The sequence below is a fragment of the Pseudaquabacterium rugosum genome (genome assembly GCF_038066575.1).
Taxonomy (GTDB): Bacteria; Pseudomonadota; Gammaproteobacteria; order Burkholderiales; family Burkholderiaceae_C; genus Pseudaquabacterium; species Pseudaquabacterium rugosum.
The window spans coordinates 304,650-319,996 of the sequence record NZ_JBBUTF010000004.1 but is presented as its reverse complement, the minus strand read 5'-3'; the positions used below and the strand labels follow the sequence as shown (position 1 = coordinate 319,996).

The window sequence follows — 15,347 nt, the reverse complement described above, 5'->3', positions numbered from 1 at the left end:
ACTGGCGCCAGGGCCTGCCGATGCACTTCCTGTGGGGCGAGGCGCTGTGGGCGCTGGCCCTGCTGCCGCTGCTGGTGGCCGTCTATCTGTGGCTGCTGCGCCGGCGCCGCCAGGCGGTGCTGACGGTGCCGCAGCTCGCCCTGCTGCGCGCGGCCGCCCAGGGCCAGCGGCACTGGCGGCGGCATCTGCCACCGGCCCTGCTGCTGCTGGCACTGGCCTGCCTGATCGTGGCCAGCGCGCGCCCGGTGGCGCGGCTGCAACTGCCCTCGCGCCAGCAGACGCTGCTGCTCGCGATGGACGTCTCCGGCAGCATGCGGGCCACCGACGTGCAGCCCAACCGCCTGGTGGCCGCGCAGGCCGCAGCCAAGGCCTTCGTGCTCGGCCTGCCGCGTGAAGTGAGGGTCGGCGTGATCAGCTTCGCCGGCACCGCCGCCGTCGTCCAGGCACCGACGCCCAACCGCGACGAGGTGCTGGCCGCCATCGACCGCTTCCAGCTGCAGCGCGGCACCGCCATCGGCTCCGGCCTGGTGCTGTCGCTGGCCACGATCTTCCCCGAGGCCGGCATCGATCTGTCGCAGATCACCGGCCAGCAGCGCATGCCCGAGGACACCCCGGCCGACCAGGCACGCAAGCCACCCCCCGCGCCGGTGGCCCCCGGCAGCTACGACTCGGCCGCCGTCATCCTGCTGACCGACGGCCAGCGCACCACCGGCCCCGACCCGCTGGAGGCCGCGCAGATGGCCGCCGAGCGCGGCGTGCGCGTCTACACCGTGGGCATCGGCACGCGCGAGGGCGAGGTCATCGGCTTCGAGGGCTGGAGCATGCGCGTCAAGCTCGACGAGGACACGCTCAAGCAGATCGCCACCACCACCCGCGGCCAGTACTTCTACGCCGGCACGGCCGAGGACCTGAAGCAGGTCTACCAGGGCCTGAGCAGCCGCCTGGTCGTCGAGACGCGCGAGACCGAGGTCAGCGCACTGGCCGCCGCGCTCGGCGCGCTGCTGACGCTGCTGGCCGCCGGCCTGAGCCTGTGGTGGTTCGGCCGTATCGGCTGAGGGGCCGAGGCCGCGCGCCGCTCAGGCCGGCGCCATGCCGTGGCGCTGCTTGAGCGCCACCGCCGAGGCCGCGTTGAACGAAGCCAGCAGCGCGCGGGCCCGCTCGGGCCGCGTGCAGTCGGCACCGACGGCCGCCGAGAAGGTGGTGATCGACTGGATCGCGTCGGGCAGCGGGCCCAGCACCGCGATGCCGGGCAGGCTCATCAGCTCGCTGAGCTGCTGGAAGCCGAGCGCCACGCGGCCATCGGCCACCAGCGAGCCCACCGGCACGCCCGCCGGTGCCTGCACGATGCGCGGGCGGATCTCGTCGAGGATGCCCCAGCGGGCGAACAGGCCCTCCAGGTAGACCCCGCTCGGGCCGGTCGAGTACGACAGCGTCGGCGCGGCCAGCACGGCCGCGCGCACCGCGTCCTCGCTGCCGATGTCGGGCCGCGGCGCACCGTCGCGCACCGCCACCGCGATGCCCGAGCGCACGATGTCGATGCGCGGGCCCTGCAGCCGGCCGGCGGCGATCAGCGTGTCGATGGCCTTGGCGGCCAGGAAGACGATGTCGACCGCCTCGCCGCCCTGCACCCGCCTGGCTGCATCGACGCCACCGACGGCCTCGGCACGCACCGGCTGGTCCGGCTGACCGGCCTGCCAGGCAGCGATCAGATCGGTGATCAGGGCCTGGGTGGCCATCGACGACAGCAGGCTCAGCGGGGCAGCGGACATGGGCTAGGGGGCGCACGGTCAGAGCCGTGCGGCAGTCAGGGCGCGGGGGCGCGGGAGGGTCCGGACAGGACCGGAGGCCCGCATGCTACGGCCGCCCCCGCCGGCGTGACCCGCCAGCCGCGGCACAGCTGATATGCCGCGGCTGCATGGCCGGGCCGAGGGAGCGGTCCGCCGGCTCGCGGGCCGCCCGCGGACCGATCGCCGCTCAGACCACCGCTGGCAGGCCGGCCCACGCCGCGCACCAGCGCCGCAGCGACGGCAGATCGACCTGCCCCTGCCATGGCCGGGCGCCGTCATCGCCCGGCACCCAGCCGCGGGCCGGCCGCTCGGGCGAGCCCAGGCCGTCGAGGTCGGCCAGCACCGGCGGCAGCGTCTCGTCGCGGGTGTAGTGGCTGCGGGTGACCAGAACGGCCAGGCCGGCGGCCACGGCCGCCTGCGCACCGATGGCCGAATCCTCCAGCGCCAGGCACTGGTCGGCGCGCAGACCGAGCGCCGTTCGCACCTGATGATAGATGTCAGGCGCCGGCTTCTTGGCCGGCACCGCATCGCCGGCACCGATGACGGCGAACCAGCCGGGCGCCGCCTCGCCGAGCGTGGCCTTGAGCAGGGCATCGACATTGCGCGGCGAGGTGGTGGTGGCGATGGCCAGCTGCAACCCGGCGGCCCGGGCCTCGACCAGCAGACGGTGCACACCGGGGCGCAAGCCGATCGTGCCGCGGCCGACGGTGGCCACGTAGTGCGCGGTCTTGAGCGCGTACAGATGGGCGATGGCGCGCGCGGTGGATGGGCGCACGGCGGCACCCGGATCGCGCTCGGCCCACCAGCGGGCCAGCCGCTCCTTGCCACCGGCCGTCGACAACAGGCGGCCGTAGGTGGCCTCGTCCCAGTGCCAGTCCAGGCCCTCGTCGGCGAAGGCCTGGTTGTAGGCGATGCGGTGGCCGTCGCGCTCGGTCTCGGCCAGCGTGCCGTCGACGTCCCAGATCAGGGCTTCGAGCATCATCACTCCGGAGGTCAGGTGGCGGCCGCCGCGCGCAGGGCGGCGATGGCGGCACGGCGGTCGGAGCTGCCGAAGACCGCCGATCCGGCGACCAGCGTGTCGGCCCCGGCCGCGACGATGGCGCCGGCGTTGTCGGGCTTGACCCCGCCGTCGACCTCGAGCCGGATGCGCCGCCCGGTGGCCCGCGCATGGGCATCGAGCCGGGTGCGCACGGCGCGCAGGCGGGGCAAGGTCGAGGCGATGAAGCGCTGGCCGCCGAAGCCGGGGTTGACGGCCATCAGCATCACCAGATCGAGGTCATCGAGCAGATCGTCCAGCCAGCCCAGCGGCGTGCCGGGGTTGAGCACCAGGCCGGCCTGGCAACCGTGCTCGCGGATCAGCGCCAGCGTGCGGTGGACATGGCGGCTGGCCTCGGGATGGAAGCTGATCAGCCCGGCGCCGGCGCGGGCGAACATCGGCACCAGCGCATCGACGGGTTCGACCATCAGGTGGACGTCCATCAGGGCCCGGCCGGCATGGGGCCGCAGCGCCTCGCACACCATCGGTCCGACGGTGAGGTTGGGCACGTAGTGCTGGTCCATGACGTCGAAGTGGATCCAGTCCGCTCCGGCGGCGACGACATCGGCCACCTCCTGCCCCAGACAGGCGAAGTCGGCGGACAGGATGCTGGGGGCGATGAGGGTGGGCAGGGGTTGCGGGTGGGTCATGGTTGTCTCCTGATGTCGGATGCTTTTCTCGCGGATTGGGGGGCGGGCATGGCGGGCGTTCGGGCGTTCTTTCGGGCGTGAAGGTGGCCGGGGCTGGTCGGGTGCGGGGGTGATCGAGCGGGGACGGCGCCATGGGGCGAGGGCCTCCGCGACTGTCCCCCGCCGGCCTGTGGCCGGCTCCTCCTTGATGTCGCTGCGCCCCTCACCCCACGTCACCGCCCTCACCACCGCTCTGGCATGTGCTGGCGCGTTGCGCACCTGCACTGCGCATCCACACAGCGCATCCACACACACACAGCGCACCCGCGCAACACACACATGGCGCACAGCGCACGGCGCAGCCCGTGCCAGCGCAGGGTGGTGGGGTGCCTTGCGCAGCGGCATCAAGGAGGAGGGCCGCAGGCCCGGGGGACAGCCGCGGAGCAAGGCACCCCGCCGCCCGAAGCCCGCTCGGTAGGCCAGAAGCCAGGTCGGTACGCCCGAAGCCAGCTCCATACCCCCGAAGCCCCCCGTCCACGCGCCATCAAAAGCCGGACCTCCCAGCCCCTGTCCCGCACCGCCACACCCAGCCAGGCCGAAGACCTCAGGCCGCCACCCGCTCAACAGCCGAGGCAGCCCCCGCCGACGCATACCGCGCCGCCAGCGCCGACAGCGGCAGCACCCGGATCCGCCCCCCCTGCCCCGCACAGCCGAAGGCCTCGAAACGCTCGCGGCAGATGTCCTGCGCCGCCGCCGTCGCCGCCTTCAGGAAAGCGCGCGGATCGAACTCGTCCGGACGCGTGACCATCACCCGCCGCATCGCCCCCGTCATCGCCAGCCGGATGTCCGTGTCGATGTTCACCTTGCGCACCCCGCTGCGGATGCCCCGCACGATCTCCGCCACCGGCACACCGTAGGTCTCGCGGATCTCCCCGCCGAACTCCCGGATCACCGCCAGCCACTCCTGCGGCACGCTGGAGCTGCCGTGCATCACGAGGTGCGTGTCAGGCACCGCCGCATGGATCGCCGCGATGCGGTCGATGGCCAGGATGTCACCCGTCGGTTGACGGCTGAACTTGTAGGCGCCGTGGCTGGTGCCGATGGCGATCGCCAGCGCGTCGACCCCGGTCTGACGCACGAAATCGGCGGCCTGCGCCGGATCGGTCAACAGCTGCTCGTGGCCCAGCACGCCCTGCGCGCCGACCCCGTCCTCCTCGCCCGCCGTGCCCGTCTCCAGGCTGCCCAGGCAGCCCAGCTCACCCTCGACACTGACCCCCACCGCGTGGCTCATCTCGACCACCCGGCGCGTGACCTCCACGTTGTAGGCATAGGACGCCGGCGTCTTCTGGTCGGCCAGCAGGCTGCCGTCCATCATCACGCTGGAGAAGCCCGAGCGGATCGCCTGCTGGCAGACCGCCGGCGAGGCGCCGTGGTCCTGGTGCAGGCAGATCGGCCGCTGCGGGTACTGCTCGATCGCGGCCTCGACCAGGCGGCGCAGGAAGGGCTCGCCCGCATAGCTGCGCGCACCGGCGCTGGCCTGCAGGATGACCGGGGCATCACAGGCCTCGGCCGCGCGCAGGATCGCGTGGATCTGCTCCATGTTGTTGACGTTGAAGGCGGGCACGCCGTAGTCATGCTCGGCGGCATGGTCGAGCAGCTGGCGCAGGGCGATCAGGGGCATGGAAGTCTCCTCACGTGTCGGGTCAGATGACGGGTGGATACGGAGCCAGGATCGGACGGGCGGGATCGGATGGTCCGCCCGGATGACGACAGAACTCAGGCGATGGCCACCCGGGCACAGGCCTCGGGCTCGACCGCGTCGAAGTGGTCGAGCCAGCGGTCGGGCGCATCGGCGCCGGCCGGCTCGCCGCCGGGATAGCCATGGCGCACCAGCCACACGCCGATGCCGGCGGCGCGGGCGGTGCGCACGTCGGTGACCGAGTCACCGATCAGCAAGGCCTGATCCGGCTCGGCATCGAAGGCCTGCAAGGCGTGGTGGACGACGGCCGGATCGGGCTTGCGCACCGGCAGGCTGTCCCCGGCCACCACCAGGTCGAAGGCCTCGGCGATGCCGTGGCGCACCAGCAACTGGTGGGCGAAGCGGCCTTCCTTGTTGGTCAGCACGGCCAGACGCAGACCCCGTTCGCGACAGCGCGCCAGCAGCGCGGCCACGCCTGGAAACAGCCGGCTGCGGCTGCCGCAGCGCAGGGCGTAATCGACGGCGAAGCCGCGCCAGGCCTGCGCCAGCAGGGCCGCATCGCCGCCACGGCCGGCCGTGAGGTCCCGTCGGGCCGCGCCGGCGGCGTCTGCGGCCGTGTCTCCGGCGGGGTGCGGGGCAACGGGCGATGGCGTGGACAAGACCCCGGCATCGCACAGCGCCTTGCCGAGCAGCGCGCGGGCGCCGTCGCCGATCCAGCCGCGCACGCGCGCCTCGTCGACCGGTGGCAGGCCCAGCCGGGCCAGGGTGTCGCCGAGCGCATCGGCGATCTCGGGCGCGGTGTCCATCAAGGTGCCGTCCAGGTCGAACAACAGCACGGAAGGCATGGGCCTCTCCTCAGGTCGGGGGGATGGGGCCGCGCACGGCGCGGAACCGGTGCGCGGTGGTCCAGGTCGGCTGCGCGAGGCTCAGGCCTGCTGCAGCAGGGCCCGCGCCGCGGCGCAGACGCCCGGCACGTCGAAGCCGAAGTGCTGCAGCAACTGGCCACCCGGTGCCGATTCGCCATAGCGGGCGATGCCATGCACCGCCCCGCGCGGACCGACCCAGCGCCGCAGTCCGTCGGGATGGCCGGCCTCCAGGCCGAGCGTGGGCACCTGCGGCGGCAGCAGGGCCTGGCGCTCGGCCGCGGTCCAGCCCTCGATGCGGCTGACACAGGGGGCGGAGACCACGCGCACGCTCAGCCCCTGCTCGCGCTGCAGGGACTCGCGCACGGCCAGCGCCAGGCCGACCTCGGAGCCCGTGGCCAGCAGGACCAGATCCAGTACCCAGCCCGGTGTGGCGCCGCCGATGCCGTCCCCTTCGGCCAGCAGGTAGGCGCCGCGCGCGATCACCTCAGGTGCGACGTTCGTCGCCACCACCGGCACCGCCTGGCGCGTCAGCACCAGCGCGCTCGGCCCATCGGCGCGCAGCAGCGCCTGCTGCCAGGCCACGGCCGTCTCGGCCAGATCGGCCGGGCGCCAGACTTCCAGCTGCGGAATCAGGCGCAGTGCGGCCACGTGCTCGACGGGCTGGTGGGTCGGCCCGTCCTCGCCGAGCGCGATCGAGTCGTGGGTGAAGACATGGACCACGCGCTGGCGCATCAGCGCGGCCATGCGGATCGCGTTGCGGCTGTAGTCGCTGAAGGTCAGGAAGGTGCCGCCATAGGGAACCCAGCCGCCGTGCAGCGCCATGCCGTTGAGCGCGGCGGCCATGCCGAACTCGCGCACGCCCCAGCTCAGGTAGTTGCCGGCATGGCGCGGCCGCGCCCGGCGATGGCCGGCGAAATCGGTCAGGTTGCTGGCCGTCAGATCGGCCGAGCCGCCGAACAGCGCCGGCAGCAGCGGCGCCAGCACGTCGAGCACCCGCTGCGAGCTGCGCCGCGTGGCCTCGGCCGGCAGGCCACCCCGCACCAGCGCCGCCAGCGCCTGCGTGCTGCGCACGGCGAAATCCGGCGGCACCGGATCGTCCCAACGCGCCTGCAGCTGCGCGGCCAGCGCCGGATGCTCCTGCGCATAACGGGCGAAACGCGCCTTCCATTCGCCCCGGGCCCGGGCCCCGGCCGCCCGGCCGTCCCAGGCCGCACGGATGTCGGCCGGCAGCTCGAACGGTGGATGCGGCCAGTCCAGACGCTCGCGCAGCGCGGCGATGCCGGCCGCACCCAGCGGCGCCCCGTGTACCTCGGCCGTGCCTTCCAGGCCCTGCGCGCCCTTGCCGATCGTCGTGCGGCAGATCAGCAGCGTCGGCCGGGCATCGACCGCGTGCGAGCCGGCCACCGCCTGCTGCAGCGCGCGGGTCAGCGCCTGCGGATCATGGCCGTCGAGCGGGCCCAACACCTGCCAGCCGCAGGCGCGAAAGCGCGCGGCCGTGTCGTCGGCGAACCAGTCACGCACCTCGCCGTCGATGCTGATGCCGTTGTCGTCGTACAGCGCGATCAGCTTGCCGAGGCCGAGCGTGCCGGCCAGCGAGATCGCCTCCTGGCTGATGCCCTCCATCAGGCAGCCGTCGCCCAGCATCACCCAGGTGCGGTGGTCGATGACGGTGTGGCCGGGGCGGTTGTACTCGGCGGCCAGCAGTTGCTCGGCCAGCGCCAGGCCCACCGCATTGGCCAGGCCCTGGCCCAGCGGGCCGGTCGTGGTCTCGACGCCGGGCGTGACGCCGACCTCGGGATGGCCGGGCGTGCGGCTGTGCAACTGGCGGAAGGCGCGCAGATCGTCCACGGTCAGGTCATGGCCGCTCAGGTGCAGCAGCGCGTACTGCAGCATCGACGCATGGCCGTTGGACAGCACGAAACGGTCGCGGTCGGGCCAGGCCGGATCGGCCGGGTCGTGCCGCAGGAACTGGCGCCACAGCACCGTGGCCATCTCGGCCATGCCCAGCGGTGCGCCGGGGTGGCCGCTGCGGGCACGTTCGATGGCGTCAGCGCACAGGATGCGCAAGGCGTCGGCCAGGCGGCGGGTGCCGGGCTCCGCGGCCGAGCTGGCGCCGGCATCGGCTTCGGGTCGCGCCGCGGCGCTGGGGGACGGGCCCAGGCGGGCCGCGGTCTCGGGGGCGTTCATGGTCGGATCTCCTGGAAGCGGAAATGAAGGCTGCGGTGGCTCAATGCCCACGCCGCTGGAGATCCATCAGCCGCAGGATCATCGGCGTGAAGATCAGCTGCATGGCGAGGCCCATCTTGCCGCCGGGGCACACGATGTTGTTGGGCCGGCTCATCCAGCTACCCTGCAACATGCTGAGCAGGTAGGGGAAGTCGATGCCCTTGGGATCGGCGAAGCGGATGACGACCATGCTCTCGTCGGCCGAGGGGATGTCCTTGGCGATGAACGGGTTGCTGGTGTCGACGGTGGGCACGCGCTGGAAGTTGACGTGGGTGCGGCTGAACTGCGGGCAGATGTGGTTCACGTAGTCGGGCATGCGACGCAACATGGTCTCGACGACGGCCTCCTGGCTGTAGCCGCGCAGGTGCTGGTCGCGGTGCAGCTTCTGGATCCACTCGAGGTTGATCGTGGGCACGACGCCGACCAGCAGGTCGACGTGGCGGGCGACGTCGACGCCGCGTGCGGCATCGGCATAGCCGCCGTGCAGGCCCTCGTAGAACAGCAGGTCGGACGGCTCCATGTCGACCCAGGGGGTGAAGGTGCCGGGCTCGCCGCCGAGGGTGCGGGCCTCGTCGGCATCATGGATGTACTTGCGGACCTGGCCGGTGCCGGTCTCGGCGTAGCGGTGGAAGGTCTGGCCGAGCTCGGCCAGCAGGTTGCTCTCGGGGCCGAAGTGGCTGATGCGCGGGCCTTCGCCGGCATCAGCCTGGCGCACGCGTTCGCGCATCTCGCGGCGGTCGTAGCGGTGGTAGCTGTCGCCCTCGATGACGGCGGCCTTCAGCCCTTCGCGACGGAAGATGTGGCTGAAGCTCTTCATCACGGTGGTGGTGCCGGCACCGGAGGAGCCGGTGATGGCGATGATCGGGTGTCGTTGCGACATGATGGGATGTCTCCTGTGGTGATCCGTTGCTTGATCCGGGTGTTCGTGGCGGTGTCCGATCGACGTCGCGGCTGGTTCGGCCGTGGTTCAGGGCGTGCCAGGGGCTGCGCTCGGCGGTGACGCTGGCCAACCGGTTCGCTCCGTGTCCCCCGCCGGCCTGCGGCCGGCTCCTCCTTGACCTGCGCGAACCGGTCGGCCAGCGTCACCGCCCTGCCACCCGCCGTGGCCTGGCACGAAGCCGCGGGCGGGCATGACGGACCTGACGTGGCCACCGATGCCGACGCCCTGCCAGGGCGGTGGTGGGCGGCGGCGGGATCCGGGGCCTTTCACGCAGGTCAAGGAGGAGGCACGCGCAGCGTGCCGGGGGACACGGAGTGAAAGGCCCCGGATCCCGCCGCCGCCACGCTCCGCCCGGCCCGGTAAGACCCAGCATTGCCGAGACGCACGAGCCCAAGCCCTCAGCGACTCAGGCCGCCTGCGCCCGGAACAGCGACCGCTCGTTGAACAGTGGCGAGTAGAACGGCCGGTCCGCCCCCGCATCGTGCTCGCGGTGATAACGCTCGATCCGCTCGACCTCCTCACGGCTGCCGAGGATCACCGGCACCCGCTGGTGCAGATCCTCCGGCCCCACCGCCAGCAGCCGCTGCCGCCCCGTCGACGCCAGCCCACCCGCCTGCTCCACCAGCCAGCCGATCGGATTGGCCTCGTACATCAGCCGCAACCGCCCCGGCCGCGTCGCGTCCTTGCTGTCACGCGGGTACATGAACACCCCACCCCGCATCAGGATCCGGTGCACCTCGGCCACCATGCTGGCGATCCAGCGCATGTTGAAGTCCCGCCCACGCACCCCGGCCTTGCCGGCCTGGCACTCGGTCACGTAACGATGGACCGGAGGCTCCCAGAACCGCGTGTTGCTGGTGTTGATCGCGAACTCCGAGGTCTGCTCCGGAATGCGCAGATCCGGGTGCGTGAGGATGAAGTTGCCGATCTCACGGTCCAGCGTGAAGCCGTGCGTGCCCTTGCCCACCGTCAGCACCAGCATCGTCGCCGGGCCGTAGATCGCGTAGCCGGCCGCCACCTGGCGCGTGCCCGGCTGCAGGTAATCGGCGGTCTGAGGCGCCTGCGCCGCGTCATGGCGCAGCACCGAGAAGATGGTGCCGACCGAGACATTGACATCGGTGTTGCTGCTGCCGTCCAGCGGGTCGAACACCAGCAGATAGGGCCCGCGGTCATAGCCCTCGGGAATCCCGTAAGGCGCCGCCAGCTCCTCGCTGGCCATGCCGGCCACCAGGCCGCCCCAGTCGCAGGCATGGATCAGCGCCTCGTGTGCCAGCACGTCCAGCTTCTTCTGCTGCTCGCCCTGCACGTTGGTCTGCTCCAGCGCACCGAGAAAGCCGCCGAGCGCGCCCTTGGCCGTCATCGCCGAGATCGCCTTCACGGCGGCGGCCACATCGACCAGCAAGGCCGCCAGCCGGCCCTGGTCCTGCGCGTCGGACAGCTGCTGGATCAGGAACTTCGACAGCGTCGTGCGGCCGGGCTGCAGTCCGGCGGCCGAGGGGGCGGATGTGGCCGCGGTGGGTGCGGGGGGCGTCAACGCGGCAGGGGATTGGGCAATCGACATCAGGTTCTCCTCCGGTTCTTCATGGATCGTCATGGATCGACAGGGGCCAGGGGCGCAGGCGCACCCGGCGTTCAGGCTGGCCGGCAGGGCGCCAGCGGCGGTGTCCGCCCGGCATCGGCCGCGGCGCGGTCCGTGTCGAGCCCGCCGTCGAAGACGCGGCTGGTGCGCAGGTCCTCGGCCTGCAAGGTGCAGAGCGCGTCGCGGCCCAGCACCCGGTCGCGCTCGGCATACAGCCGCGAGGCCTGGCGCAGCCGCGCGCGGTCCAGCGCGTTGCGCACGCTGCGCGCGTTGGCGAAATGCGGCTGGCGCATGCGCTGCACGAGGTAGGCATCGAGCGCCGTTCGCCCCCCCTCGTCCAGGGCATAACCCAGTGTCTGAAGCTGCAGCTCGGCGATGTGCATCAGCTCCTCACGCTGGTAGTCAGGGAAGTCGATGTGGTGCGCGATGCGCGAGCGCAGACCCGGGTTGCTCTGGAAGAAGGTGGCCATGCGCCCGGCATAACCCGCCAGGATCACGACCAGGTCGTCGCGCTGGTTCTCCATCACCTGCAGCAGGATCTCGATCGCCTCCTGCCCGTAGTCGCGCTCGTTGTCGGGGCGGTACAGGTAGTAGGCCTCGTCGATGAAGAGCACGCCGCCCATGGCCTTCTTGAGCACCTCCTTGGTCTTGGGCGCGGTGTGGCCGATGTACTGGCCGACCAGGTCATCGCGGGTGACGCTGACCACCTGCGGCCGCCGCACATGGCCCAGACGATGGAGGATCTGCGCCATGCGCAGGGCCACCGTGGTCTTGCCGGTGCCCGGATTGCCGGTGAAGCACATGTGCAGGCTGGGGGCGGCCGCGTGCAGGCCGTGGGCCGCACGCAGGCGGTCGATGACCAGCAGCGCGGCGATGTCGCGGATGCGCTGCTTGACCGGCCGCAGGCCGACCAGTTCGCGGTCCAGTTCGTCGAGCACCCGCTCGACCTGGCTGTCGCGCAGCACCTCGGCGACGGTGCGAGGCGTCGAGGTGCCGGCCGGGTCTTCCGACGGCAGGGCCGGCACCGGACTGGCGATGGCGCCCGGGATGGCGTAGAGCGGAGCGGGCATGGCGGATCCTGGTGGGCCTGGACCTGGGATCCTCAGGCGCCGTAGCGGCGGCCTTCGGGCCGGTCGGCGGCATAGGCGCGGATCGTGGTGCGGACGTGGCGGCCTTCGCACTCCTGGCGTTCCAGCATGAAGCCGGGCTCGTCGGCGGGGCGGTTGACGATGAAGCTCATGGTGATCGACTCGACGCCGCGGGTCGAATCAAAGGCCATCAGGCGGATGTAGTGGTTCGGGAAGGTCTTGCGGCACTCGGCCAGCTCGGCCATCACGCCGGCGGCGTCCTGCAGGTCGAACATCGGCATGCCGAACATCTCCCAGTAGGTGTTGCGGGGATGCGGGTCGTCGGTGTACTCGACGCTCCAGGCGTGGCCCTGGTTCAGGCCGTACTGGATCTGCAGCGCGATCTCGGCGTCGCTCAGGTCGGGCAGGAAGCTGAACATGCCCTGGGTGATGCGGCCGGTGGGGTTGGTCATCATGGTGTCTTGACTCCTTCGTTTGAGCGTTTGTCTCGCGTTTCCGTATTGGGCGAGGTGGCTGTCGTGCATCGTTCTGCGCGCGGGATCAGGCCGCCGGGGTGTCTTCTTCCGCTCATGTCCTCCGCCGTCAGGCCTGCGGCCTGCCGGCTCCCCCTTGACTTCGCTTCAGAAGACACCCCAACAGCCTGATCCCCTCACGATCTCCGCATGCGGCGCCCCGCGTGCCGGGACCCTGCCGATCGGGGAGGTTTCGGGGCTTCCTGACGGGAGGTCAAGGAGGAGGACTGAGCGAAGCGAAGGCCGGGGGACACGGACGTCAGGAAGCCCCGAAACCTCCCCGATCCCGCTCAGACAACAGGAATCAAGCCGCCACAGCCGGCGTCACCGCAAAGTCGGACGTATCCGTCGATGCGTAGTTGAATGACACGTCCTTCCACGTGTCCAGCGCCTGCTTCAGCGGCGTGCAGAAGCGCGCCGCGTCCTGCAGGATCCGCGGCCCCTCGGTCTTCAGGTCACGCCCCTCGTTGCGCGCCTTCACCATGCATTCCAGCGCCACGCGGTTGGCCACCGCACCCGCCTGGATGCCCGCCGGGTGACCGATCGTGCCGCCACCGAACTGCAGGATCACGTCATCACCGAACAGGTCGATCAGCTGGTGCATCTGGCCCGCATGGATACCGCCCGAAGCCACCGGCATCACCTTCTTCATGTCGCACCAGTCCTGGTCGAAGAACAGGCCGCGCGGCAGATCCTGCCGGTTGTACGACTCACGGCAGACGTTGTAGTAGCCCTGCACCGTCATCGGGTCGCCTTCCAGCTTGCCCACCGCGGTGCCGGTGTGCAGATGGTCCACCCCCGCCAGGCGCAGCCACTTGGCCATCACGCGGAAGCTCACGCCGTGGTTCTTCTGCCGCGTGTAGGTGCCGTGGCCGGCACGGTGCATGTGAACGATCATGTCGTTCCTGCGCGCCCAGTTGCCGATGCTCTGGATCGCGCTCCAGCCGATGATCAGATCAACCATGATCACCACCGAGCCCAACTCCTTGGCGAACTCGGCGCGCTCGTAGATGTCTTCCATCGTCGCGCCGGTCACGTTCAGGTAGCTGCCCTTGACCTCGCCGGTGGCCGCACTCGCCTTGTTGACGCCTTCCATCACGTAGAGGAAGCGGTCGCGCCAGTGCATGAAGGGCTGCGAGTTGATGTTCTCGTCGTCCTTCATGAAGTCCAGGCCGCCCTTCAGGCCCTCGTAGATCACACGACCATAGTTCCGCCCACTGAGGCCGAGTTTCGGCTTGGTGGTCGCGCCCAGCAGCGGGCGGCCGAACTTGTCCAGCCGCTCACGCTCGACCACCAGGCCGGTCGGCGGGCCCTTGAAGGTCTTGACCAGGGCCACCGGCATGCGGATGTCCTCCAGCCGCGCCGCCTTCAGCGGCTTGAAGCTGAACACGTTGCCGATCAGGCTGGCCGTGATGTTGGCGATCGAGCCTTCCTCGAACAGGATGATGTCGTAGGCCACCCAGGCGAAGTACTCGCCTGCTCGTCCCGGCACGGCCTCCACCTTGTAGGCCTTGGCGCGGTAGCTGTCGCAGGCGGTCAGGCGGTCGGTCCAGACCACGGTCCAGGTGGCGGTCGAGCTCTCGCCGGCCACGGCGGCCGCGGCCTCCACCGGGTCCACACCCTCCTGCGGCGTGATGCGGAACAGGCACAGCGTGTCGGTCTCCTTCGGGACGTAGTCCGGCACCCAGTAGCCCATCTGGCGGTACTTCAGCACCCCGGCCGAATAACGCTTCTTCTGATCGGTGATCTGGCTGTCGCCCCCTTGGACGGCGGCATCCAGCAGGGCGGTCTCGACGGGCTTGTTCATCGCGGTCTCCTCGGCGGTGGGACCCGGCTGCCGCGGTCTGCAGCGGGTGGTTTCAGGTCGATGGAACGCACTCTAGGCAGCCGGACCCTTCAGGCAAAGTCAGACCTGTTTCGCTTTTTCTTCAGCTGTGGCTTAATTCAGTGACGGTACTTACGGGGTTTCCCTGAAGCATTCCACCCTGCGCTGTCGCCCGCCATGGCCCTGAACATCACCTTCCGCCAGCTGCGCGTGTTCGCCGAAGTGGTCAAGCTCGGCAGCGTCCAGCGCGCGGCCGACGCGCTGCACCTGACGCCTCCGGCCGTCTCGATGCAGATCAAGGAGCTGGAGCACCAGGTCGGCCTGTCGCTGTTCGACCGCGGCAACCGGCGCCTGGTGCTGTCGACGGCCGGCGAGTACTTCCTGGTCTACGCACGACGCCTGCTGGGCACGCTGAAGGAGGCCGAGGACGCGATGGCCCGCTTCACCCGCATCGAGAGCGGCACGCTCAACGTCGGCATGGTGTCGTCGGCCAAGTACTTCCTGCCGCAGCTGCTGGCGCAGTTCCACACCGAGCATCCGGGCATCGAGGTGCGGCTGCGCCTGGGCAGCCGCGAGCAGCTGGCCGCGCTGATGCAGGCCAACGAGATCGATCTGGCCATCATGGGCCGCCCGCCCAAGGATTTCGCCTGCCGGGCCGAGCCCTTCGCCATGCACCCGCATGTGCTGGTCACGGCGCCGACCCATCCCTTCGCCCAGGCCGAGAGCGTGCCCGCGGCCGCGCTGGCGCGCGAGCCCTTCATCGTGCGCGAGCCCGGCTCGGGCACGCGTGCCGCGCTCGACGAGTACCTCGACAGCCACCACCTGATGCCGATGGTGGTGATGGAGATGCACTCGACCGAGGCGATCAAGCAGGCGGTGATGGCCGGGCTCGGCGTCAGCCTGATCTCGCTGCACACGATCGGACTGGAATGGCGCATGGGCCTGATCGCCGCACCGGCGGTCGAGGGCCTGCCGCTGATGCGGCGCTGGCACGTGGTCAACACCGCGGCCAAGCTGCTGTCGCCAGCAGCCGAGGCCCTGCGTTATTTCATCCTGGAGCGCGGCGAGGCCCATCTGGCCGCGATGTACGCCGACACACCGTTGCAGGGCTGAGCACCGCTTGGCCCGCGCCCGTCCTGCCCCTAGCATCGCGCACCCCG

At 71.1% G+C, this 15,347-nt stretch carries 13 protein-coding genes; 2 read left to right on the top strand and 11 right to left on the bottom strand.

All coding sequences use genetic code 11. The features are described 5' to 3' along the window. Positions 1 to 20: 20 nt before the first annotated feature. On the top strand, positions 21 to 1,055 hold the full coding sequence (locus tag AACH11_RS05675; protein ID WP_341373297.1) for a VWA domain-containing protein: 1,035 nt from the start codon (positions 21 to 23) through the stop codon (positions 1,053 to 1,055). 21 nt (positions 1,056 to 1,076) lie between these two features. On the opposite strand, the gene AACH11_RS05670 is transcribed toward AACH11_RS05675, so the two are convergent. The 11 genes from AACH11_RS05670 to AACH11_RS05620 all read right to left on the bottom strand — a co-directional run bounded on the left by AACH11_RS05670 (position 1,077) and on the right by AACH11_RS05620 (position 14,169). Next, on the bottom strand, positions 1,077 to 1,769 hold the full coding sequence (locus tag AACH11_RS05670; RefSeq protein WP_341373222.1) for a substrate-binding domain-containing protein: 693 nt from the start codon (positions 1,767 to 1,769) through the stop codon (positions 1,077 to 1,079). 205 nt (positions 1,770 to 1,974) lie between these two features. Next, positions 1,975 to 2,766, bottom strand: a complete 792-nt coding sequence (locus tag AACH11_RS05665) for an HAD-IA family hydrolase (RefSeq protein WP_341373221.1) — start codon at positions 2,764 to 2,766, stop codon at positions 1,975 to 1,977. A 14-nt stretch (positions 2,767 to 2,780) separates the two neighbouring features. Continuing rightward, positions 2,781 to 3,473 (bottom strand): ribulose-phosphate 3-epimerase, encoded by a 693-nt coding sequence (rpe, locus tag AACH11_RS05660; RefSeq protein WP_341373220.1) that lies wholly within the window; start codon positions 3,471 to 3,473, stop codon positions 2,781 to 2,783. 583 nt (positions 3,474 to 4,056) lie between these two features. Continuing rightward, positions 4,057 to 5,133, bottom strand: coding sequence for a class II fructose-bisphosphate aldolase (gene fba, locus AACH11_RS05655; protein WP_341373219.1), 1,077 nt, complete (start codon positions 5,131 to 5,133; stop codon positions 4,057 to 4,059). Positions 5,134 to 5,228: 95 nt separating this feature from the next. Further along, complete coding sequence (locus tag AACH11_RS05650) at positions 5,229 to 5,996, bottom strand: HAD-IA family hydrolase (RefSeq protein ID WP_341373218.1); 768 nt, start codon at positions 5,994 to 5,996, stop codon at positions 5,229 to 5,231. Positions 5,997 to 6,077: 81 nt separating this feature from the next. After that, a complete protein-coding gene (gene tkt / locus AACH11_RS05645; RefSeq protein WP_341373217.1) occupies positions 6,078 to 8,204 on the bottom strand; it encodes a transketolase in 2,127 nt (708 codons plus the stop codon). Positions 8,205 to 8,244: 40 nt separating this feature from the next. Further along, complete coding sequence (locus AACH11_RS05640; RefSeq protein ID WP_341373216.1) at positions 8,245 to 9,123, bottom strand: phosphoribulokinase; 879 nt, start codon at positions 9,121 to 9,123, stop codon at positions 8,245 to 8,247. A 466-nt stretch (positions 9,124 to 9,589) separates the two neighbouring features. Continuing rightward, a complete protein-coding gene (locus AACH11_RS05635; protein WP_341373296.1) occupies positions 9,590 to 10,666 on the bottom strand; it encodes a class 1 fructose-bisphosphatase in 1,077 nt (358 codons plus the stop codon). 149 nt (positions 10,667 to 10,815) lie between these two features. Continuing rightward, entirely contained in the window at positions 10,816 to 11,832 is a 1,017-nt protein-coding gene (gene cbbX, locus AACH11_RS05630; protein ID WP_341373215.1) for a CbbX protein, read from the bottom strand. Between the two features lie 32 nt (positions 11,833 to 11,864). After that, entirely contained in the window at positions 11,865 to 12,305 is a 441-nt protein-coding gene (locus AACH11_RS05625) for a ribulose bisphosphate carboxylase small subunit (protein WP_341373214.1), read from the bottom strand. Positions 12,306 to 12,666: 361 nt separating this feature from the next. Continuing rightward, positions 12,667 to 14,169: a ribulose-bisphosphate carboxylase large subunit gene (locus AACH11_RS05620; protein ID WP_341373213.1), complete on the bottom strand. Its 1,503-nt coding sequence runs from the start codon at positions 14,167 to 14,169 to the stop codon at positions 12,667 to 12,669. A 201-nt stretch (positions 14,170 to 14,370) separates the two neighbouring features. Between AACH11_RS05620 and AACH11_RS05615 the strand changes: the two genes are divergently transcribed. Next, positions 14,371 to 15,300: a LysR family transcriptional regulator gene (locus tag AACH11_RS05615; protein WP_341373295.1), complete on the top strand. Its 930-nt coding sequence runs from the start codon at positions 14,371 to 14,373 to the stop codon at positions 15,298 to 15,300. The last annotated feature ends 47 nt before the right edge of the window (positions 15,301 to 15,347 follow it).